This is a genomic window from Nocardioides flavus (ex Wang et al. 2016), from assembly GCF_014653115.1.
GTDB classification, from domain to species: Bacteria; Actinomycetota; Actinomycetes; order Propionibacteriales; family Nocardioidaceae; genus Nocardioides; species Nocardioides flavus.
On sequence record NZ_BNAD01000022.1, the window covers coordinates 23,162 to 44,175 of the forward strand.

The 21,014-nt window shown below is 73.2% G+C and carries 18 protein-coding genes and 1 pseudogene; 15 read left to right on the top strand and 4 right to left on the bottom strand.

Going from position 1 to position 21,014, the window contains the following annotated elements; translation table 11 throughout:
• Positions 1 to 60 precede the first annotated feature (60 nt).
• The 9 genes and pseudogenes from IE200_RS21255 to IE200_RS19710 form a co-directional block, all read left to right on the top strand.
• Positions 61 to 759 (top strand): annotated as a pseudogene (locus IE200_RS21255) (helix-turn-helix domain-containing protein); the annotation flags it as partial.
• Positions 760 to 1,015: 256 nt separating this feature from the next.
• Positions 1,016 to 2,314, top strand: a complete 1,299-nt coding sequence (locus tag IE200_RS19675) for an ATP-binding protein (RefSeq protein WP_191281189.1) — start codon at positions 1,016 to 1,018, stop codon at positions 2,312 to 2,314.
• Positions 2,315 to 2,469: 155 nt separating this feature from the next.
• Positions 2,470 to 3,162, top strand: coding sequence for a hypothetical protein (locus IE200_RS19680; RefSeq protein WP_191281190.1), 693 nt, complete (start codon positions 2,470 to 2,472; stop codon positions 3,160 to 3,162).
• A gap of 1 nt (position 3,163) precedes the next feature.
• Entirely contained in the window at positions 3,164 to 3,682 is a 519-nt protein-coding gene (locus IE200_RS19685; protein WP_191281191.1) for a SigE family RNA polymerase sigma factor, read from the top strand.
• The gene (locus IE200_RS19690; RefSeq protein WP_229856863.1) at positions 3,679 to 4,206 is read left to right on the top strand and encodes a GNAT family N-acetyltransferase; all 528 of its coding nucleotides are present in this window, start codon (positions 3,679 to 3,681) and stop codon (positions 4,204 to 4,206) included. Before IE200_RS19685 ends, IE200_RS19690 begins: the two co-directional genes overlap by 4 nt.
• A 71-nt stretch (positions 4,207 to 4,277) precedes the next feature.
• Complete coding sequence (locus tag IE200_RS19695; protein WP_191281192.1) at positions 4,278 to 5,471, top strand: S1C family serine protease; 1,194 nt, start codon at positions 4,278 to 4,280, stop codon at positions 5,469 to 5,471.
• A gap of 102 nt (positions 5,472 to 5,573) precedes the next feature.
• Positions 5,574 to 6,725 carry an acyl-CoA dehydrogenase family protein gene (locus IE200_RS19700; protein ID WP_191281193.1) on the top strand — a complete coding sequence of 384 codons (1,152 nt, stop codon included), beginning with the start codon at positions 5,574 to 5,576 and terminating at the stop codon, positions 6,723 to 6,725.
• Positions 6,726 to 6,746: 21 nt separating this feature from the next.
• Positions 6,747 to 7,889, top strand: a complete 1,143-nt coding sequence (locus tag IE200_RS19705) for an acyl-CoA dehydrogenase family protein (RefSeq protein WP_191281194.1) — start codon at positions 6,747 to 6,749, stop codon at positions 7,887 to 7,889.
• Between the two features lie 15 nt (positions 7,890 to 7,904).
• Positions 7,905 to 9,056 (top strand): acyl-CoA dehydrogenase family protein, encoded by a 1,152-nt coding sequence (locus IE200_RS19710; RefSeq protein ID WP_191281195.1) that lies wholly within the window; start codon positions 7,905 to 7,907, stop codon positions 9,054 to 9,056.
• Here IE200_RS19710 and IE200_RS19715 read toward each other — a convergent pair.
• On the bottom strand, positions 9,040 to 10,308 hold the full coding sequence (locus IE200_RS19715; protein ID WP_191281196.1) for a helix-turn-helix domain-containing protein: 1,269 nt from the start codon (positions 10,306 to 10,308) through the stop codon (positions 9,040 to 9,042). The genes IE200_RS19710 and IE200_RS19715 overlap by 17 nt on opposite strands.
• Positions 10,309 to 10,456: 148 nt before the next feature.
• Between IE200_RS19715 and IE200_RS19720 the strand changes: the two genes are divergently transcribed.
• The 6 genes from IE200_RS19720 to IE200_RS19745 all read left to right on the top strand — a co-directional run bounded on the left by IE200_RS19720 (position 10,457) and on the right by IE200_RS19745 (position 16,256).
• Positions 10,457 to 11,218 (top strand): ABC transporter ATP-binding protein, encoded by a 762-nt coding sequence (locus tag IE200_RS19720; RefSeq protein ID WP_229856865.1) that lies wholly within the window; start codon positions 10,457 to 10,459, stop codon positions 11,216 to 11,218.
• Positions 11,218 to 11,922, top strand: coding sequence for an ABC transporter ATP-binding protein (locus IE200_RS19725; RefSeq protein WP_191281198.1), 705 nt, complete (start codon positions 11,218 to 11,220; stop codon positions 11,920 to 11,922). Before IE200_RS19720 ends, IE200_RS19725 begins: the two co-directional genes overlap by 1 nt.
• A gap of 21 nt (positions 11,923 to 11,943) precedes the next feature.
• Positions 11,944 to 12,822: a branched-chain amino acid ABC transporter permease gene (locus IE200_RS19730; RefSeq protein ID WP_191281199.1), complete on the top strand. Its 879-nt coding sequence runs from the start codon at positions 11,944 to 11,946 to the stop codon at positions 12,820 to 12,822.
• Positions 12,822 to 13,907 carry a branched-chain amino acid ABC transporter permease gene (locus tag IE200_RS19735; RefSeq protein WP_191281200.1) on the top strand — a complete coding sequence of 362 codons (1,086 nt, stop codon included), beginning with the start codon at positions 12,822 to 12,824 and terminating at the stop codon, positions 13,905 to 13,907. The genes IE200_RS19730 and IE200_RS19735 overlap by 1 nt, the downstream gene beginning before the upstream one ends.
• Positions 13,904 to 15,235, top strand: a complete 1,332-nt coding sequence (locus IE200_RS19740) for an ABC transporter substrate-binding protein (RefSeq protein ID WP_191281201.1) — start codon at positions 13,904 to 13,906, stop codon at positions 15,233 to 15,235. The genes IE200_RS19735 and IE200_RS19740 overlap by 4 nt, the downstream gene beginning before the upstream one ends.
• Before the next feature lie 124 nt (positions 15,236 to 15,359).
• Positions 15,360 to 16,256 carry an SGNH/GDSL hydrolase family protein gene (locus tag IE200_RS19745; protein WP_191281202.1) on the top strand — a complete coding sequence of 299 codons (897 nt, stop codon included), beginning with the start codon at positions 15,360 to 15,362 and terminating at the stop codon, positions 16,254 to 16,256.
• On the opposite strand, the gene IE200_RS19750 is transcribed toward IE200_RS19745, so the two are convergent.
• The 3 genes from IE200_RS19750 to IE200_RS19760 form a co-directional block, all read right to left on the bottom strand.
• The gene (locus IE200_RS19750; protein ID WP_191281203.1) at positions 16,248 to 17,633 is read right to left on the bottom strand and encodes a wax ester/triacylglycerol synthase family O-acyltransferase; all 1,386 of its coding nucleotides are present in this window, start codon (positions 17,631 to 17,633) and stop codon (positions 16,248 to 16,250) included. The genes IE200_RS19745 and IE200_RS19750 overlap by 9 nt on opposite strands.
• Before the next feature lie 127 nt (positions 17,634 to 17,760).
• A complete protein-coding gene (locus tag IE200_RS19755) occupies positions 17,761 to 18,795 on the bottom strand; it encodes a GNAT family N-acetyltransferase (RefSeq protein WP_191281204.1) in 1,035 nt (344 codons plus the stop codon).
• A complete protein-coding gene (locus IE200_RS19760) occupies positions 18,792 to 20,480 on the bottom strand; it encodes an ABC-F family ATP-binding cassette domain-containing protein (protein ID WP_191281205.1) in 1,689 nt (562 codons plus the stop codon). Before IE200_RS19760 ends, IE200_RS19755 begins: the two co-directional genes overlap by 4 nt.
• Between the last annotated feature and the right edge of the window lie 534 nt (positions 20,481 to 21,014).

A 21,014-nucleotide genomic window follows, 5' to 3' on the forward strand; every position in this document is an offset into this window, starting at 1 on the left:
CGACCGAGGTGGCGCTCGTCACACTAGGTCCGCGTTGGGAAAATTTGCAAGAGTCGCAAGATGTTCCACCTCGCCGGGAACCACCCGTTCGGGCCCTACAGCCGGTCCGGGCCCGTCACTACACTCCCGACCTACTCGGGGCACGCAGGACGGACGGGCAGCCGCGGAGGTGACGTGGGGACGGGTGGGGGTCACACGCTCGGTGCCCTGCTGCGCGCGCTGCGCGAGGACGCGGGGCTCTCCCAGGAGGAGCTGGCCGAGCGGGCCGGCCTGAGCCCGCACGCGATCAGTGCCCTGGAGCGCGGCACCCGCACCCGTCCCTACCCGCACACGCTCCGCTCGCTCGCGACCGCCCTCGACCTCAGCGCGGACCAGCGCGCCGGCCTCGTCGCCGCCGTCCCGGCCCGCTCGCCCCGGCAGGCGGCCGCGCCGTCGGCCGTACGGCACCGCGACCTGCCCGTCCCGGCGACGCCGCTGGTGGGCCGCGACGACGACGTCTCGCGGGTGGCGGACCTGCTCGGCGCCGGTCGCCTCGTCACCCTCAGCGGCCCCGGCGGGGTGGGCAAGACGCGGCTGGCACTGGCTGTGGCGGCGCACGTGCGGGACCGCTTCGCCGACGGGGTCGCCCTCGTCGGGCTCGCGCCGCTCCTCGAGCCCGCCCAGGTCCTGCCAGCGGTCGCCGATGCCGTGGATGCCACTCGCGACCCGACGCGGCCGGTCCTCGACGACGTGGTCGACCGGCTGCGCGGCCAGCACCGCCTCCTCGTCCTCGACAACCTCGAGCACCTCCTCGACGCGGCCCCCGCAGTGGCTGCGCTGGTCGAGTCGGTCCCCGACCTGACGGTCCTCGCCACCAGCCGCGCACCGCTGCGGGTCCGGGGCGAGACCGAGGCTGCCGCTGGCCCTCGAGCTCGCCGCCGCCCGGGCGCGGCTGCTCGACCCGGGCGCGCTGCTGGAGCGCCTCGACAGCGCGCTGCGCTCGGGACCGCGGGACCTGCCGCCGCGCCAGCGCACCATGCGCGCCACCCTCGACTGGAGCAACGGGCTGCTCGACCCCTCCGCCCGGTCGCTGCTGCGCCTGCTCGGCGTCTTCGCCGGTGGCACGACGCTGCCCGACCTCGAGGCCGTGGCCCAGCGGGCGGGGGCGGCGTACGACGTGGTGAGCGCGCTGGAGTCGCTGGTCGAGCACTCCCTCGTCGTCGCCGAGCAGTCGGGCCGCTTCCGGTTGCTGGAGCCAGTGGCGCAGTACGCCCGCGAGCTGCTGCGCGAGGCGGGCGAGTGGGACGCCGCGGCCCGCGCGCACGCCGCCCACTACCTTGCGGTGGCCCAGGCCCACAGCTCGAGCTATCGCAACGGCGGACAGGTCGCCGCCCTCACCCGGATCGACCTCGAGACGGCCAACCTCGACGCCGCCGCCGAGCGCTCGCTCGCCGCCGGCGACGTCGAGACGCCCGCCCGGATGGCGTGGGAGCTGTGGCTCTACTGGTGGCTGCGCGGCCACCACGAGCACGGCCGGCGATTCGCCGAGAGCGCGCTGCGCGAGCCCGGGTCCCTGCCCCCGGACGTCCACGCCCGCGCCGCCCTGGGCGCTGCCACGATGGCGTTCGCGATGGACGACGTCGCCGCGGCCTCGGCGTGGTGGGAGCGGTCACGTGAGCACGCCGGCGACATCGACGAGATCCTCTCCAACAGCATCGCGGGCACGGGCCTGGTCGCCCTCGTCGACGGCGACCTGGCCGGCGCCCGCGACCGGTTCCGCACCGCGGCGCGCCACGCGGAGGCCGCCGGCCCCGAGGTCGAGTGGACGTGGGCGCTCAGCCACATCTGGCTCGGCACGGTCGCGCTGCTGGAGGGCGACGCCGACGAGGCCGTACGGCTGGTCGAGGCAGGACTCGCGTCCGCACGACGGCGCGACGACCGCCTGACCTCCTACATCGCGCTCTACAACCTGTTCCAGGTCGAGCTCGGCCGCGGCGACCACGCGGCCGCTCGCCGCCACCTGCAGGAAGGGGTGCGCCTCTCCCTCGAGACCGGCGACCAGGCCAACCTCGCCTACCTCCTCGACGCCGGGGCGGTCCTCGCGGCGGCATCCGGCCAGCACGCCCGCGTGCCGCTGCTGCTCGGCGCCGCCCAGGCGATCCGCGAGGCGCTCGGATCGCGCGGCTACGGCTACTACCGCCCCGACCCCGCCACGATCGAGTCCGCCGAGACCGAGGCGCGCACCCACCTCGGGGCCGACCGCTACGACGACGCCCTCGACACCGGCCGCGGCCTGGCCGCCACCGACGCCGCCGCCGCGATGCTGCGCACCTGACGGCGGCCTTGGCGGCGCCGCCCGACCCACCCGTACACCTCTCGCACACCTGCGCTGTCCCCGCAGTGTCCGTGGTGTGTCGCGCCGCCGGGACCGAGGGTGGTGCCACGGCACCCTCCCGTGCCGCCACCGCCAGACCCGACGCAGGAGCCGCCATGAGCACCACCCTCGACCCGACCACCACCGGCGCCGGACCCGGCGCGGACGGCGCACCTCCTGGCCGCGGCTGGATCCTTGCCGGCCTGGGCGCGGGGGTCCTCGCCATCGTCGGCGGGATCGCCGGCGCGACGGTCGACGCCGTCTACGACCCGGACGTCTCCGGCGACGCCGGGGCGATCCTCCGACGCCTGTCCGAGCAGGTGCCCCAGATCCTCGTCTTCCACACCGCGACGATGCTCTCGTGCGCCCTGCTGGTCCTCTTCGCCGTCGGCCTGCACCACCAGCTGCGCACCCGCACGGCACCCGACAGCCTGGTGCCCGGCGTCGCCGCGGCCGGCCTGGGACTGGTCGCCGTCGCGCAGCTGCTGGGCGCGGGCCTGACCACCGAGTTCGCCTTCGCCCTGGCCGAGGACCCCGACCTGGTCCTGCCCGAGAGTGCGGCCCTGTTCAACCACTGGATCGGCACGATCCCGTGGCTGTGGGGCGGCGCTGGCCTCGCCGGCCTCGCGCTCTTCCGGGCAGCACGTGACGGCGCCTACGCCCCGTGGATCGGCTGGGCGAGCCTGGTGCTCGGCGGCCTGTCGGCGCTGTTCCTGGTCAGCCCCCTTCAGTACATGGCGGGCATGACCGGACCCGCCTGGCTGGTCGTCGTCTCCCTCGGGCTGCTCCGCACGCCGCGCGGGTCCTGAGATGACCGCGCCGTCCGGACCCGGTGCGCGGGTCGTCGACTTCGAGGCGTACGTCGCCGAGCGCCGGCCCGCGCTGCTCCGGTGGGCGCGAGCGGTCGCCGGCGACCCGCACACCGCCGAGGACCTGCTCCAGGCCTCGCTCGTGCGAGTGCTCCCCCGGTGGGACTCCATCCGCGAGGGGGCGGCCGCGGACGCCTACGTCCGGCGCACCATCACCCGCCAGTACGTCAGCTGGCGCCGCCAGCCGTGGCGGCGCGACGAGCTGCCCTCGGCGGTCCTGCCCGACCGGGTGGGCGCCAGCGACCCCGACCCGGACCCGGGCACGGGCGGGGTCTGGGGCCTGGTCCTCATGCTCCCCCCGCAACAGCGGGCCACGGTGGCGCTGCGCTTCTACGAGCAGCTCAGCGTCGCCGAGACCGCCGAGGTGCTCGGCTGCTCGACCGGCACCGTCAAGTCCAACACCAGCCGCGGCCTCGCCGCGCTGCGCCGGCTCGCCGCCGACACGGCGCTCGCCGGATGACCACCCGAGAGGACGCCATGTCGTCGCCCACCTGGCTGCCCGCCGACTTCCGCCACCCGACCCGCGTCGAGGTGCCGTACGGCCACCACCTGCGCCCGATCCGCGCGGAGGACACCGACCTCGACATGATCGCGGTGATGGGCTCGCGCGAGCGCCTGTGGAGCATCTACGGCGACGCCTGGGGCTGGCCACCGGCGGACATGACCCACGAGCAGGACCGCGCCGACCTGGCGCGGCACGCGGCCGAGACGCAGGCGCACGAGTCGTTCAACTACGCCCTGTTCGACACGGACGAGACGGCCCTGCTGGGGTGCGTCTACATCGACCCGCCCGAGAAGCCCGGGGCCGACGCCGAGATCTCGTGGTGGGTCGTCGACGAGTGCGTCGGGACCGAGCTGGAGGCGGCGCTCGACGAGCTCGTGCCGCGGTGGATCGCCGAGGCGTGGCCGCTGCGGCACCCCCGCTACGTGGGCCGTGACCTGACCTGGGCGGAGTGGATCGCCCTCCCCGACCTGCCGCGCTGACCGGCCAGGTCTCTGCACCTTCCCAGCGGCTTCTCAGGGCATCCACAGGGTCGCGGAGGATCGTCGAGGACATGAACGACCCACAGCTCCCCCCGTACGGCGACCGCTACCACCAGGCCCCCACCCAGACCTTCCCGGCACAGCCCCAGCAGCCGGCCGCGCCTCCACGGCATCGGCGCACGGGCCTCGCCGTCGCGGTCGTCGCGACGTCGCTGCTCGTCGGCGGAGGGGCGGGCATCGGGGGCGCCGCGTGGTGGGACGCGACGCAGGGTGACTCGACGGGCACCTCCCAGAGCCCCGTGTCGACGGCGACGGTGTCGCAGACGCAGGCGCCGGCCGCCGACGGCTCGGTCGAGTCGGTCGCCCAGAAGGTCCTCCCGAGCGTCGTGAAGATCGACGTCACCGGCCAGCGGGGCTCTGCGTCGGGCTCCGGAATCGTCCTCACCGCCGACGGCACCATCCTCACGAACAACCACGTCGTCGAGGGCGCCGAGGCGGGCGGCAGCCTGACCGTCTCGTTCGACGACGGCTCGAGCGCCGAGGCCGAGATCCTCGGCACCGACCCCCTCACCGACACCGCGGTCATCCAGGCCACCGACGTCTCAGGCCTCACGCCCGCCACGATCGGCAAGTCCGCCAACCTCGGCGTCGGCGAGGGCGTCGTCGCGATCGGGTCGCCGTTCGGCCTCGACGCCACCGTCACCAGCGGCATCGTCAGCGCCCTCGACCGGCCGGTCAACGTCGGATCCGACGACGAGGGCAACTCCACGACGTACCCCGCCATCCAGACGGACGCGGCGATCAACCCCGGCAACTCCGGCGGCCCGCTCGTGGACATGACGGGCGCCGTCGTCGGCATCAACTCCTCCATCCGCACCGCCGCCTCGCAGACGCCCTTCGGCCAAGGAGGCGCGGGCTCGATCGGCCTGGGCTTCGCGATCCCCATCGACGAGGTGATGCCGATCGTCGACCAGATGGCGGCCGGCGAGACCCCCACGCACGCCCGCCTCGGCATCCGCGTGGCCGACGACGAGGCCGGCGCCCGCATCGTCGAGGTCACGCCAGGCTCGACCGCAGCAGAGGCCGGCATCGAGCCCGACGACGTGATCACCTCGGTCGACGGACGACGGATCACGGGGGCGGACTCGCTCGTCGCGACGATCCGCTCCTACCGCCCGGGCGACCAGGTCGAGGTGACGTGGACCCGCGCCGGGGAGGAGCAGGAGGCGACGGTGACCCTCGACTCCGACGCCACCGACGGCTGACGCCCCGGATCCGGAGCGGGCACTGGGCGCAGCGCCCATCGCGGCGCGTGGTGTCGCGCGCCATGATGGGCGGGCCCACCGGCGCGATCCCGAAGGAGTCCCATGCAGCTCGAGCTGTCCGCCGAGGACGCCGCGTTCCGCGAGGAGATGCGGACGTTCTTCACCACCGAGGTCTCCCAGCAGATCCGCGACACCGTCCTCGAGGGCCGCCACCTCACCAAGGACCAGATCGTGGAGAGCCAGCAGGTGCTCAACGCGGCGGGGCTCGCGGTGCCGCACTGGCCGGTCGAGTGGGGTGGGAAGGACTGGACCGACCTGCAGCGCCACCTGTGGCACGAGGAGATGCAGCGCGCCGGCGTGCCGATCCCGCTCGCCTTCAACGCCTCGATGATCGGACCCGTGATCGCACAGTTCGGCAGCCAGGCGCAGAAGGAGCGCTTCCTGCCCGCCACGGCCAACCTCGACATCTGGTGGTCGCAGGGGTTCTCCGAGCCCGACGCGGGCTCCGACCTCGCCAGCCTGCGCACCAGCGCGGTCCGCGACGGCGACGACTGGGTGGTCAACGGGCAGAAGACGTGGACCACGCTCGGCCAGCACGGCGACTGGATCTTCACGCTCGTGCGCACCGACCCGGAGGTGAAGAAGCAGGCCGGCATCTCGATGCTGCTCATCGACATGACCACCCCGGGGGTCGAGGTGCGGCCGATCGAGCTGATCGACGGCGGGCACGAGGTCAACGAGGTGTGGTTCTCCGACGTGCGGGTGCCGGGCGACCTGCTGGTCGGCGAGCCCGGCCAGGGCTGGACGATCGCGAAGTTCCTGCTCGGCAACGAGCGTGTCGGCGTCGCCCCCGTCGGCGCCACCAAGCGGGCGCTGGCGACCCTCAAGACCACGGCGGCCGACCAGCTGGACGACCCGCTGGTGCGCGCCCGTGTGGCCGAGCTGGAGAACGACCTGCTGGCGCTGGAGCTCACCGCGCTCCGCGTCGTGGCCCACTCCGCCGGCGGCGAGCCACACCCGGCGTCGTCGGTCCTCAAGCTGCGGGGCACCGAGCTCCAGCAGGCGGTGAGCGAGCTCGCGCTCGACCTCGCCGGTCCCGCCTCGCTCGCCGCCCGCGCGGGCGACGACTCCCCGCAGGAGGGCTGGGCCCGGCGCTCCGCCCCGACCTACCTCAACCTCCGCAAGGCCTCGATCTACGGCGGGTCCAACGAGGTCCAGCGCCAGATCATCAGCCGCACGATCCTGGGACTCTGAGGAGACCGGAGAGGACCTGGCATGGACTTCACCTACGACGACGAGCAGCTCGCACTGCGCGAGGCCGTGCGCGGCCTGCTCGCCACGACGTACGCCGACCACGACTCGCGGCGCCGCACGGTGGCCGAGGACCCCGGGTTCGACCGCGCCCTCTGGGGCCGGCTGGCCGAGATGGGCGTGCTCGGGCTGCCCTTCAGCGAGGAGCACGGCGGCGTGGGCGCCGGCCCGGTCGAGATCGGGATCGTGTGCCGGGAGCTGGGCCGCGTGCTCGCCCCCGAGCCCTACCTCGCGAGCGTGGTCCACGCCGGCGGCCTCGTCGCGGCGGTCGGGACGCCGGCGCAGAAGGCCGACCTGCTGGGTCGCCTCAGCGCCGGGGAGCTCGTGCTCGCCGCGGCCGGCACCGCACCGGGCACGGGACGGGCCTCGGGCGCCGCCGGCGTGCGCGCCTCGGTCTCCGGGGACGCCTGGACCCTCGACGGGGTCGCCGACCCGGTCGTCGGCGGCGAGTCGGCCGACGTCCTCGTCGTGACCGCAGCCCTCCCCGACGACGCCGGCACGGGGGTCTTCCTGGTGGAGTCGGGCGCCGCCGCCGTGACCGGCTACGCCGCGGCCGACCTGACCCGGGCCGCGTCGGTGCGCTTCGACGCGAGCGACGCGACGCCGCTGGGCGAGCCCGGTCGCGACCTGAGGGCCAGCGTCGCCACCATCGCCGACCTGACCCGCATCATGGGGGCCAACCAGGCACTGGGCGTGATGGAGAGCCAGGTGCGGGCGACCACCGACTACCTCAAGAGCCGCAAGCAGTTCGGGGTCACCCTCAACACCTTCCAGGCGCTCACGTTCCGCGCCGCGGACATGTACGTCTCGCTCGAGCTCGCCACCAGCGTCGTCGACTGGGCGACCATGACGATCGCCGGAGGTGACCGCCACGCCGTGGCCGACGCCGCCGACCGCGCCGGCCTCCAGGTCAGCCGCGCCGGACGCCACATCGGCCAGGAGGCCATCCAGCTCCACGGGGGCATCGGGATGACCGCCGAGTACGCCGTGGGCGTGGGCACCGCGCACCTCGAGGTCCTCGACCAGTGGCTGGGCAACGGCTTGCACCACCTCTCGCGGCTCTCCGCGCGGGTCACCGACCACGACCTCGTCGAGGCGCTGTCATGAAGGGGCACGGCTGACATGGACCTCTCCCTCACCCCCGAGCAGGAGGCCTTCCGGGCCCTGGCCCGTGACTTCCTCGAGCGCGAGGCGGTGCCGCACCGCATGCAGTGGGACCACGACGAGTCGGTCGACCTCGCGATCGTGCCCAAGATGGCCGAGCTGGGCTTCTTCGGCCTCACCATCCCCGAGGAGTACGGCGGCGTGGGCGGCGACTACGTCACCTACTCCCTCGCCATGGAGGAGCTCGGGCGGGCCGACTCCGCGCTGCGCGGCATCGTGTCGGTGAGCAGCGGGCTGGTCGGCAAGTCGATCCTCTTCCACGGCACCGAGGAGCAGAAGCAGGAGTGGCTGCCGCAGCTGGCCACCGCGAGCAAGCTCGGCTGCTTCGGGCTCACCGAGCCCGACACCGGGTCCGACGCCGGCAACCTCACCTCGCGGGCCACCCGCGACGGTGACGACTGGGTGCTCCACGGGCAGAAGCTCTTCATCACCAACGGCACGTGGGCCGACGTCGCGCTGGTCTTCGCCCGCACCAGCCCGGACGGCCCCCGCGGGGTCACCGCCTTCCTCGTCCCGACCGACGCCCCGGGCTTCGAGGCCCGGGAGATCAAGGGCAAGCTCGGGCTGCGCGGCCAGGCGACGGCCGAGCTGTTCCTCGACGGCGTGCGCGTTCCCGACTCGGCACGGCTCGGCGAGGTCGGGCAGGGCTTCAAGATCGCGATGGGCACCCTCGACAAGGGCCGGCTCGCGGTGGCGTCGGGCTGCGTCGGCATCGTGCAGGGCTGTCTGGAGGCGGCGGTGGCCTACGCCACCGAGCGCACGCAGTTCGGTCGGCCGATCGCGTCGTTCCAGCTCGTCCAGGACCTCATCGCCGACATCTCCCTCGACGCCGACGCCGCGCGGCTGCTGGTGTGGCGCTGCGCCGACCTCGTCGACCGCGGCGAGCCCTACGGCGTGGCGGCGTCCAAGGCCAAGCTGTTCGCCTCGGAGGCGGCGGTGCGCGCGGCCAACAACGCCATCCAGGTGCACGGCGGCGCCGGCTACGTCGACGACTACCCCGTGGCGAAGTACCTCCGCGACGCGCGGGTGATGACGTTGTACGAGGGCACGTCGCAGATCCAGAAGCTGCTCATCGGACGGGCCGAGACGGGCGTCAACGCGTTCGTCTGACCGGCTCCGCGGCGGCACGCGCCGTCACGGCGAGCCACAGCAGCACCTTGTCGCGCGGGTCGGCCAGGCTGCGCCCGGTGAGGCGCTCGATCTGCTTCATCCGGTAGATCACCGTGTTGCGGTGGCAGAAGAGCTCCGCGGCGGCGTGCGTCGGTGAGCCGTCGTGTGCCAGCAGGGCGCGCAGCGTGGTCACCAGGGTCTCGGCCTGCGGGTGCTCCAGGAGCTCGCCGAACGCCTCCGCGACCAGCAGCGGCGTCACGTGTGAGTCGCCGGCGAGGAGCACCTCGGGCAGACGGTCGGTGACCCCGACCACGCCGCGCTCCCCGTACGACAGCGTCTCGGCGGCGCGGAGCGCCAGGTGGAAGGCGGTTCCGAAGCCCGCGATCCCGCCGGCGCTGCCCGCCACCGCGACGCGACCGTCCGCCACCGGTGCGAGGAGCGCCACGAGCAGCGCCTCGTCGGGCAGGGTGCCGGAGACCAGCCCGTACGCGACGCCCGAGCGCACGTGCCAGTGCGAGACGAGGCCCTGGCGGTCGAGCCGGTCCTCGACGGGCCCGACCAGGTCGGCACCCTCCACGCCCGCACCGCCGGGTCCGACCGCGCCGCCGGGCAGCACCACGACGCACGCCACCGCGTCGCCGGCGCCCACCCCGAGCGCCGTACGCGCGTTCGCGGCGAACGTCGGGTCGCCGCCCCGACCGTCGACCAGCCCGTCGAGGACGGTCTGCTGGCGCTGCTGGTCGCGGCGCTGCACGCGGTCCCGCTCGCGGTGGTAGGCCTCGATGAGCACGGCGTTCTGCACGTCGAGGTTGGCCCACACCCCCCGCGCCGCACCGAGCAGGTCGGCGTCCGGGACGTGCTCGTGGGTCGTGGCCGTCTCGGTCAGCGCCTCCCACAGGACCCGTGCACCCATCGTGTAGGCGTTGAGGACCAGCTCCAGCGGGACGCCCTGGCGCGCCCGGCGACGCCCGGTCTCGCGCCACAGCTCCACCGCGGGGGCGGTGTCGCTGCCGACCCCGGAGAGGGTGTGCAGACCACGGCGGATGTGCTCGCGGCAGCTGTGCCGCACGTCGTCGGGCAGGTGCGGGCTGATGGTGCGGTAGGCGTCGATGTCCTTGGCCAGGAGACGCGACGAGATCACGTCCGCGATCTCGTCGGCGCGGTGGAGCACGAGCCGCCAGGCACGGGCCACCGGATCGGGAGCGAGATCGGGGTCGATGCCTGCGCGCACACCGTCGTCGACCCGAGTCACGTGACCACCGTCGCACTGCGCGCACACACAACGCCAGCACGAAGGGCGAATCGGGCGCGGATCTTGTGCGGTCCGCCCAATGTGCTCCACGCCCATGGTGGCCAGAGTGGTGCGCATCACATCTCGGACCCGGAGGTCAGACGGACTCGTGACCGAACTCGAGCTCAGCGGCATCACCGTCAGGTTCGGCGGGCTCACCGCCCTCCAGGACGTCGGCCTCGCGGTCGGCCCCCACCAGGTGCACGGGGTGATCGGCCCCAACGGCGCCGGCAAGACCACCCTGTTCAACGTCGCCTGCGGCTTCGTGCAGCCCGACAGCGGCCACGTCGTACGGCGGGGCGAGCGGGTCGAGCGCCTGCGCCCGCGCGACCTCCCCGGCCTCGGGATGGCGCGCACGCTCCAGGGGCTCGGCCTCTTCGACCGGATGACCGTGCTCGACAACGTCATGGTCGGCGCCGACCACCACGCCCGCTCGGGATTCCTCGGGTCCCTGCTGGCCCTGCCCCGCGCCGGCGCCGACGAGCGCGCGCTGCGCGACCGGGCCCTCCGCGTGCTCGACGACCTCGGTGTCGCGTCCTACGCCGACCGGTTCCCGCCGAGCCTGCCGTACCCCATCCGCAAGCGGGTGGCGCTGGCCCGGGCACTGGTCTCCGAGCCCGACCTCCTGCTCCTCGACGAGCCTGCCAGCGGGCTGTCGGCCGGTGAGATGGACGAGCTCGGCGACCTGGTGCGCGCCCTCACGGCGCGGATGTCGGTGCTGCTCGTCGAGCACCACATGGACCTGGTGATGCGGGTCTGCGACGAGATCACCGTCCTCGACTTCGGCAAGGTCATCGCCCACGGGACCCCCGATGAGGTCCGCAACGACCCCGCGGTGCTCGCGGCCTACCTCGGCGAGGACGTGCACTGATGCTGACCCTCACCTCCCTCTGCGCCGGCTACGGGCCGATCACCGCGCTGGAGGACGTCTCGCTGACCGCGCGCCGGGGCGAGATCACCGCCGTGCTGGGCGCCAACGGCGCCGGCAAGACCACCCTGCTGCGCACCGTCTCCGGACTCCACCGGGCCCGCAGCGGCGCGATCGACTTCGACGGCACCCGCCTGGAGACGGTCGCCGCGGAGAGGATGCCGCGCCTGGGCCTGGCCCACGTCCCCGAGGGACGCGGGGTCATCACGGAGCTGACCGTTGAGGAGAACCTCCGCCTCGGCGGGCTGGGCCGCGGCGGCCGCGTGTCGTCGGCGGACCTGTCCCGCGTCAACGACCTCTTCCCTGTGCTCGGCGACCGCCGGGCCGCGCTGGCCAGCACCCTGTCCGGCGGCGAGCGGCAGATGCTCGTCATCGGGCGAGCCCTGATGGCCCGCCCGACGATGCTGCTGCTCGACGAGCCGTCGCTCGGGCTGGCCCCGCGGATCGTCGCCCAGATCTTCGGGTTGGTCCGCACCCTCGTGCGCGAGGACGGGCTCAGCGTGCTGCTGGTCGAGCAGAACGCCCGCAGCGCCCTGTCCGTCGCCGACCACGGCGTGGTCCTCAACCTCGGCCGCGTGGTCGCCGACGCCCCCGCCGACGAGCTGGCCGGGGACGACCAGCTCCGCCACGCCTACCTCGGATTCTGACCCCCGACCAGGAGCCCACCTGTGCAGCAGTTCTTGAACACCGCCCTCACCGGCCTGACCCTGGGGATGGTCTACGCCGCGTTCGCCCTCGCGCTGGTGCTGATCTGGCGCTCGACCCGGATCGTCAACTTCGCCCAGGCCCCGATGGCGATGACCACCACCTTCGTCGCGCTCGTCGTGATCGACGCCGGCTTCAGCTACTGGCTCGGCTTCGTGGCCGCGCTGCTCTCGGGGCTGGTGCTCGGCGCCGTCCTCGAGCGGGTGGTCGTCCGGCCGGTCGAGGGCAAGGCGGAGATCAACGCGGTGATCCTCACGCTCGGGCTGTTCATCGTCCTGCACGGCCTCGCCGCGGTGGTCTTCGGCAACCGCTACCGGTCCTTCCCCGCACCCTTCGGCCTCGAGGGGCTGAGCGTCGGCGGCACCACCATCGCCCTCAACGGCTTCGGAATCTTCACCATCGTCTCGGTGCTGCTGGTGATGGCCCTGCTCGTCGCGCTCTTCCGCTTCACCGACGTCGGGCTGCGGATGCGGGCGTCGGCGTTCAACCAGGAGGTCGCCCGGCTGCTCGGCGTCAAGGTCGGGTCGATGCTCACCCTCGGCTGGGCGCTGGCCTCGCTGGTCGGCTCGCTCGCCGGGCTCCTGATCGCCGGTGGCAGCCTCGTCCACCCGTCCTACATGGACTCGGTCGTGGTCTTCGGCTTCGTCGCAGCCGTGCTCGGGGGGCTCGACAGCCCGCTGGGTGCGGTGGTCGGCGGGCTCGTCCTGGGCCTCTCGCTGAGCTTCGTGAGCGGCTACGTCGGCAGCCAGCTCGTCGCCCTGGCGGCGCTGGTGATCCTGATGCTCGTCCTCACCCTGCGACCCGGCGGCCTCTTCGCCCAGGCTCCGGAGCGGAGGGTCTGATGCGCGACCGGATCGCCTCGCTGCGCCAGCACGTCCTCGCCCGGCACCTGCTCCTGGCCCTGGTCGGCCTCCTGGTGGTGGTCGTGGTCGTCGAGAGCGTCTCCGACTACCGCAACACCCAGCTCGCCTCGATGGCCTACCTCGGGATCGCCGCAGGTGGACTGACGGTCCTCACCGGCATCAACGGCCAGCTGTCGCTGGGGCACGGCGCACTGATGGCCATCGGCGCCTACACCTCGGCGCTCCTGCTGCCGGACCGCGACGCCTCCGTGCCGCTGACCCTGGTGGTCCTCGCGGCGACGGCGGTCACCCTCGTCGTCGGTGCCGTCGTCGGGCTGGCGGCGGCCCGCCTGCACGGTCCCTACCTCGCCGGCGCGACGCTGGCGCTGGCGGTCGCGGTGCCGGGCATCGCGCTCTACTTCAAGGAGACCTTCGGTGGCGAGCAGGGCATCCGCGTGGTGATGCCCGACATCCCGGTGTGGGTGCTCGACGCGGTGTTCTTCGTGACCGGGCAGGACCTCACCCGCTCGCGCTTCACCGCGTACATCGGGTGGCTGACGCTGATCGTCGTCTTCGTGCTGCTCGCCAACCTCAGCGCCGGCCGGACCGGACGGCGCTGGCGAGCGGTACGTGACGACGAGGTGTCCGCGGAGCTGGCCGGCATCGACCTGGGCCGCGCCCGCGTCTCGGCCTTCATGGTGAGCGCCGCCGCGGCCGGTGCGGCCGGTGCCATCCTGGCCTTCACGGTCAAGCTGGCGGCTCCGAGCGCCTTCACCCTGACCCTCAGCCTCACCCTGCTCGCCGCGATCGTCCTCGGCGGCCTCGGGAGCCTCGCCGGTGCGCTCATCGGCGCAGCGTTGCTGACCTTCCTGCCGAGCGTGGTCACCGACGCCGGCCGCAGCGCCGGCCTCAGCGACATCCAGGCCGCGGAGCTGGCGCCGCTGGTCTACGGCCTCGTCATGGTCCTGGTCATCCTGCTCGCTCCCACCGGCATCGTCGGGTCGCTGCGCAGCGCTGCGCTGCGCGGCAGGGCGCGGCGTCGTACGACATCACCCACCACCACACCGAAGGGAACAGCAGCATGACGAGACACATCCGGGGTGGCGTCCCCTTGCTCACCGCACTCGCCACGACCCTCGCCCTGACGGCCTGCGGTGCGGGCGGCCGGGACGGCTCCGACGGGGGCGGCGGCGCCCCTGCCGATCCGGGCGTCACCGACGACACCGTGACCATCGGCGGCTCCTTCCCCCTCACCGGCGTCGCGGCCCCGGGCTACTCCGAGATCCCCACGGGCGCGAAGGCCTACTTCGACCACGTCAACGCCCAGGGCGGGGTGCACGGGCGCCAGATCGAGTACATCGTCAAGGACGACGGCTACAACCCGACCACCACCAGCACCGTCACCAACGAGCTGGTCCTCAAGGACGAGGTCTTCGCCACCGTCGGCTCGCTCGGCACCCCCACCCAGGCGTCGGTGGCCGACTACCTCAACGACGAGGGCGTCCCCCAGCTCATGGTCTCCTCCGGCTCGCTGCAGTGGGGCGACGACGTGGACAACCGCCCGCTGACCTTCGGCTGGCAGCCCGACTACGAGTCGGAGGGCAAGATCATCGGCCAGTGGGTCGCCGAGAACATGCCCGACGCCAGGGTGGGCCTCTTCCTCCAGGACGACGACCTGGGCGAGGACGCCGAGAAGGGCGTGCGCCAGTACGTCGACGACCAGATCGTCGCGGTCGAGCGCTACACCTCCGGCAACACCGACGTGGCCCCGCAGATCTCCGGTCTCCAGGCCAAGAAGGCCGACCTCGTGCTGGCGTTCAACACCCCGTCCTACACCGCACTGAGCCAGCTCGTGGCGCTCAAGACGGGCTACGAGCCGCAGTGGTTCTACGCCAACATCGGCTCCGACCCGGCACTGGTCGGCTCGCTGCTCGAGCGCTTCTCCGAAGGCGCCGTGGCCGGCAGCTCCGCCGCGCTCGACGGCGTGATGACGACCGAGTACATCCCCGGCATCGACAGCACCGACGACCCGTGGGTGCAGCTGTGGCAGCAGGTGTGGGACGAGCAGGGCGGTGACGGCGAGCTCACCAACTACCGCATCTACGGCATGTCGCAGGCCTATGCCTTCGTGCAGGCGCTCGAGGCAGCCGGCGAGGACCTCACCCGCGAGGGGCTGGTCGCGGCCATCGAGGAGGGCGGCACCGAGTGGGAGGGGCCCCAGCTCGCGCCGTTCCGCTACAGCGCGGACAGCCACATGGGCATCTCCGGCATGCGCATCGTCGAGCTCGAGGGCGGCGTGGGCGAGCCGCTCACCGAGGTGCTCGTGACCGACATCGGCGACGCCGAGATCACCGCGGACGACTCCGGCCAGGCCGACGACTCGCCCCCCGAGAACGGCGTGCCCGGCAGCTGAGCGAGACGACGACGGCCCCGACCCCGCGTACGACGGGGCCGGGGCCGTCGACGCGTCCGGGCACGCAGGTGCGTACCCATCCTGGGTGGTGCGCCGGAGAGGGACTCGCTCCTAGGCTCGTCAGGTGCCCAGAAGGTGGGCGGCGGCCCTGCTCCTCGTGGTCCTGGCCGGGTGCACGAGCGACGACACCCGGTCCGGCGAGCCCGGCACGCCCCCGACCACGACGACCAGCGCGAGCGAGACCCCGTCGGCGTCGCCCACTGCCACGGACGAGCTGGACGCCATCGCGGTGCTCGGGCACTCCGGGGCCACCGGCGTGGCGTCCGACCCCGACTCGCCACTGGAGAGCGTCGGCGCCAACTCCTGGGCCACTGGCGACAACCCCGAGGTCGACAGCATCTACCTCCGCCTGCTGGAGGACCACCCTGCCCTCGAGGGCCACAACTACAACCTGTCCGCCAACGGCGCCGACATCGACCGCCTGCTCGGACAGGCCGCCGCGCTCTCCACCGTGGACGGTCCGCTGCCGGACGTCGTGCTGGTGCAGGCCATCGACGGCGACATGCGCTGCGACGGCAGCGACCCGACCAACGCCCGCCGGTTCGCGCGGAAGTTCGAGGAGCTGGTCCGCACCATCAGGAGCGGCAACGAGTCCGTCGCGATCTTCGTGGTCGACCAGTGGGGCACGCCCGACGCCTGGGCGCGGGCCGTGTCGGACGTCGAGGGCCTCGTCCTGGGCAACACCGGGAGCGGGCCGTGCGACCTCTTCGACGGCAGGGGTCGCGTGCGTGCCGCAGGTGTCGAGGGCATCCGTCGCATCTCGCGGCTCTACTACGACGCGATGTCCGAGACCTGTCGGCGGACCCCACGGTGCTGGACCGACCGCGGTGCCGCGGGGACGATGCGCGTCACCCCGGACCTGCTGGGGGCGGACCACAACCACCTCTCGGTCGCCGGGCACGCCGCGCTCGCCGAGACGATCTGGGAGGCGCTGCCGCGACAGCTGACGCGGTCACCGTGACGCCGCTGCGACGAGGTCGGCGAGGGACGCGGCGATGCCGTCGGCGAGCACCTGCAGATCGGGTGCGGTGTCGTAGTCGCCGGTGAGGCCGAAGGTGAGCGTGTCGCGGTAGGAGAAGATCGCCACCCCGATCCGCACCCGGTCCGCGATGGGGACGTAGGGCAGCAGCGCGTGCGCCTCGCGTCCGAGCGCGTACAGCGTCGTACGCGGCCCCGGGACGTTGGTCGTCACCGTGGCGATGTGCCGCTGCGGCAGCCGCAGGCCGAGCCGGATCGCCCACGCGACCGGGGGGAACGGGGCCAGCTCCGCAGCCGCGGTGACGCTGCCGACCGCCTCGGGCTCGCGCCCCTCGCGCAGGTCGCGGATCCGGTCGCGCACGGCCGACAGCCGCTCGACGGGGTCGGCGAGCTCGACCGGGAGGTAGGGCAGCATCAGCGAGACGCGGTTGTCGGGGATCGACTCGGCGCCGGGCTCGCGGGTCGAGACGGGGACGAGGGAGCGCAGGGCATGGGCGCCGGGCTCCTCGCCGCGCGAGACCAGCAGCGTCCGGAACCCGCCGCTCACCGCGGCGAGGGCGACGTCGTTGACCGTGACGCCCCAGCGTTTCCTGACCACGCGGACGTCGTCGAGCGAGACGTCCGTCCAGGTGTAGCGCCGGCTCCCCTCCAGGGGACCGGTCAGCGAGGTGTGGTCGACCGGGCGCAGCGCCGGGACCATCGTCAGCAGGCCGCGGGCCGTCTCGACGACGGTGCGTGCGAGTCGCCTCGGATCGGCGAGCGCGGCGACCGCGGCCCGGGCGAGCACGACGGGCGACGTCGCGAGTGCCCCTGCGGCGCTCGCCGCCGCGACGGCCCTCGACGGGGGCTCTTCCGGCGTCCAGTCGTCCGGGACGGGAGGACGCGGGGTCGGGGTCGGGTCGAGCACCAGCTGGTAGATGTCCGTGCCGGACACGCCGTCGGCGACGCTGTGGTGCAGCTTGGACAGCAGGCCCCAGCGTCCGTCGGCGAGACCTTCGCAGAACCAGTACTCCCACAGCGGACGGTCACGGTCCATGCGTCGTGACATCACCCGGCTCATCAGCCGGCCGATCTCCTCGGCTCCTCCCGGCGCGGGCAGGGCGGTGTTGCGCACGTGCCACCGGATGTCGAAGTCGGGGTCGTCCACCCACGCCGGCGCAGAGAGGTCGAACGGGACGGTCGCCAGCTTCTGCCGGTAGCGCGGGATCAGCGGGAGACGCCCGGCGATGTGCGCGAGGAACTCCTCGAAGGAGGGCGCCGGCCCCTCGAAGACGGCCATCGACCCGATCGCCAGCGACGCCCTGGGGTCCACGTCCTCCGCGTCGAGGAAGGCGGTCGCCAAGGGGGTCAGGTGTTCCATCGCAGGCCTCCTCCCGCGCCGGCGTCCATCCCGGTCCCGCCCAGTCTCGGCGGGCCCGATGCTGCACACCAGCGCCCTTCGGCCTTGCCCTGGAGGGCCGATGGGCCTGCCTCGCAGTGCGGTCGCGTCAGCCCAGCCGCTTCTGGAAGTCGCCGAGCCACGCCACCGGACGGAAGCCCAGCGCCTGGTTGACGCCGAGCATGTGGGTGTTGACGTCGGCGTTGTAGGTGGTCAGGCGCACGACGTCGGGCCGCTCGTGCTGGAGCAGCCGCAGGTTGGCGACCTTGACCGCGAGCCCGAGGCGGTGGCCGCGGTGCGCCCGTCGGACGAGCGTGCCCCACTGGTAGGCCCGGCCCGGCTCGTGGACCGTCGTGGCGAGGTCGGTGTAGGCGACCATCTCGCCCGAGGCCGAGAGCGCGACGGTGTTGTACTTCGTGCGTCCCTGCCGGGCGATGCCCGCCTCTCGCTCGCGCACCACCTCGACGCTCACCACCTCCGGCTCGAGGCCGAGCTCGCCGATCGGCGCCTCGGTCGCCAGGCTCGACGTCAGCTCGGCCCAACCCTCGACCAGGTCGTCGGGCACCGGGCCGACCCACGAGCGCAGCGTGTACGCCGGGTGGGCGCGCGCCGCCTCGTCGGCCAAGCCGGCCAGCACCTGCTCGTCCACCGGGAGCCGCAGCTCGCTCTGCACCTCGGTGAGGGCGAGCTCGTAGCCGCGGGCCCTGGCGAAGGAGGGACCGGACGCTCCCCTCCCGTCGGACGCGACGGACGAGGGCCAGCCGACCAGACCGTTCACCACGCGTCGCCCCCGGGCCGCGGCGGCTGACTCCACGACGTCGAGCATCGCCGTGCCGAGCCCACGACGGCGGTGGCCGGGCAGCACGTGCACCGCGGCCTCGGCGAGCTCGGGGTTGTCGAGCAGCGGCGTGCGCATCCAGCCGGACGCGACGACCTCGCCGTCCAGGCGTCCGACCCACCCGCCCGACCAGGCGTACGAGCCGGGGTGCTGCATCATCGCCCGCAGCTCCTCGACCTGCCAGACGGTCGCAGCCGCGTCGAGGTCGTGCCGCTCGGCTGTGGCGTAGACGTCGTGCCACGCCGCGAACGTGGCGTCGTCGTGCGGGTCGAGCTCGACGATCACGAGCGCGCCTGTCGAGCTCATCGCGCGCGTGCCACCCGCCCCTCGTCCCACACCGGTCCGTCGGACTCGTAGACCTCGCCGTCGGCGCCGTAGACCAGGAAGCGGTCGAAGCCGCGTGCGAACCACCGGTCGTGCGTGACCGCCAGCACGGTGCCCTCGAAGGCCTCGAGCCCGGCCTCCAACGCCTCGGCCGACTGCACGTCGAGGTTGTCCGTCGGCTCGTCGAGCAGCAGCAGCGTCGCGCCGGAGAGCTCGAGCAGCAGGATCTGGAAGCGCGCCTGTTGCCCGCCGCTCAGCGACTCGAAGGTCTGCTCGCCGGCGTGCGCGAGCTCGTAGCGGTCGAGCACCCGGCTGGCGGCCTCGCGGCCCATGCCGGCGCGCCCGTCGGGTGTGCCGTCGCCGCGGTGCAGGATCTCCAGCAGGGTCCGCCCCCGCAGCTCGGGGTGCTCGTGCGTCTGCACGAACCAGCCGGGCCGTACGCGTGCGCCCAGCTTGGCGCTGCCCGTGTGCGGCACGGGAGCGGGAGGATCGCCGACGGGACGGTGCTCGACGTCGGGGTCGCTGCCGCCGGCCGCGAGGAGCCGCAGGAAGTGCGACTTGCCGGACCCGTTGGAGCCCAGCACGGCCACCCGCTCGCCGTACCAGACCTCGAGGTCGAAGGGCCGCATCAGCCCGGTGAGCTCAAGGTCCTCGCAGACCACCGCCCGCTTCCCGGTGCGGCCGCCCTTGAGGCGCATGGTCACCTGCTGCTCGCGGGGCTGCTCGGTCGGCGGGCCGGCGTCCTCGAACTTCTTGAGCCGCGTCTGGGCCGCCTTGTACTGCGAGGACATTCCGTCGTTGTACTCCGCCTTGATCTTGAGGCGGAGCACGAGCGCCTTGAGCTTCGCGTGCTCCTCGTCCCAGCGGCGCCGCATCTCCTCGAAGCGCTCGAACCGGTCCTTGCGTGCCTCGTGATAGCTGGCGAAGCCACCGGGGTGGGTCCACACCAGGTTGCCCGCGCTGCCGAGCTCGACGGTGACGATGCGGGTCGCGGTGTGGTCGAGCAGCTCGCGGTCGTGGCTGATGAACAGGATCGTCTTGGCCGACTCGCGGATCCGCCCCTCGAGCCAGATCTTGCCCGGGACGTCGAGGTAGTTGTCGGGCTCGTCGAGCAGCAGGACCTGGTCGGGGCCGCGGAGGAGGTACTCCAGCACGAGCCGCTTCTGCTCGCCGCCCGACAGCGTGCTCAGGAGCCGGTGGCGGGCGCGGTCGAACGGCAGCCCCATCGAGGCGGTCGTGCACACGTCCCACGTGACCTCGACGTCGTAGCCGCCGGCGTCGGCGTAGTCCGAGAGCGCCGTCGCGTACGCCATCTGCGTCCGCTCGTCGTCGACGTCCATGAGCGCGAGCTCGGCGGCGTCGACGGCCGCGGCAGCGGCGCGGACGGGCTCGGGGGCGACGGACAGCAGCAGGTCGTGGACGGTCTCGTCGCCGCCACCGTGCCCGACGAACTGGCGCATCACGCCGAGCCCCCCGGAGCGCGTGACGACACCGGCGTGCGGGGTGAGGTCGCCCGTCACGATCCGCAGCAGGGTGGTCTTCCCGGCCCCGTTCGCGCCGACGAGCGCGACCTTCTGGCCGTCTCCGACGCGGAAGCTCACGTCGTCGAGCAGCACCCGCCCGTCCGGCAGCTCGTAGCGCACTCCGGCGACGTCCACATGTCCCACGGGAGGATTCTCGCAAGCCCCGAGGGTTGCCGTCGCATGGTTATCCATCCCGCGACGATCAAGGAGGGACGAGCCCGACCACGAGACCTCCGCCCCGCTGGTCAGGAGGGACGAAGTCCCGTCACGAGACCCTTGACCCGGTTTCGTGACGGTCGCTGCGCGACCTCCTCAACCACCGGGCTCGCTGATCGAGGAGCGACGAAGTCGCGTCACGAGACCCCCCGCCCCCGCCGGTCGAGGAGCGACGAAGTCGCGTCACGAGACCACTGACCTGGTTTCGTGACGGTCGCTGCGCGACCTCCTCAACCAGCGGGCTCGGTGGTCGAGTAGCCCGCGAGGGACGAGCGGGCGTATCGAGACCCTCGAAAAGTCGTGGGCCACCAAGCATCCACAGCCATGGTCAGTGTCGGCGAACTCAACCGGTTGTTGCAACTCGATCGTGAGTGAGAGGTTGCGGCGCGTGCCGGGTGTGAGGTTGACCGCGGATCAGCGGTTGGTGATTGAGCGGGCGTACATGGCGGGGTTGCCGCAGGC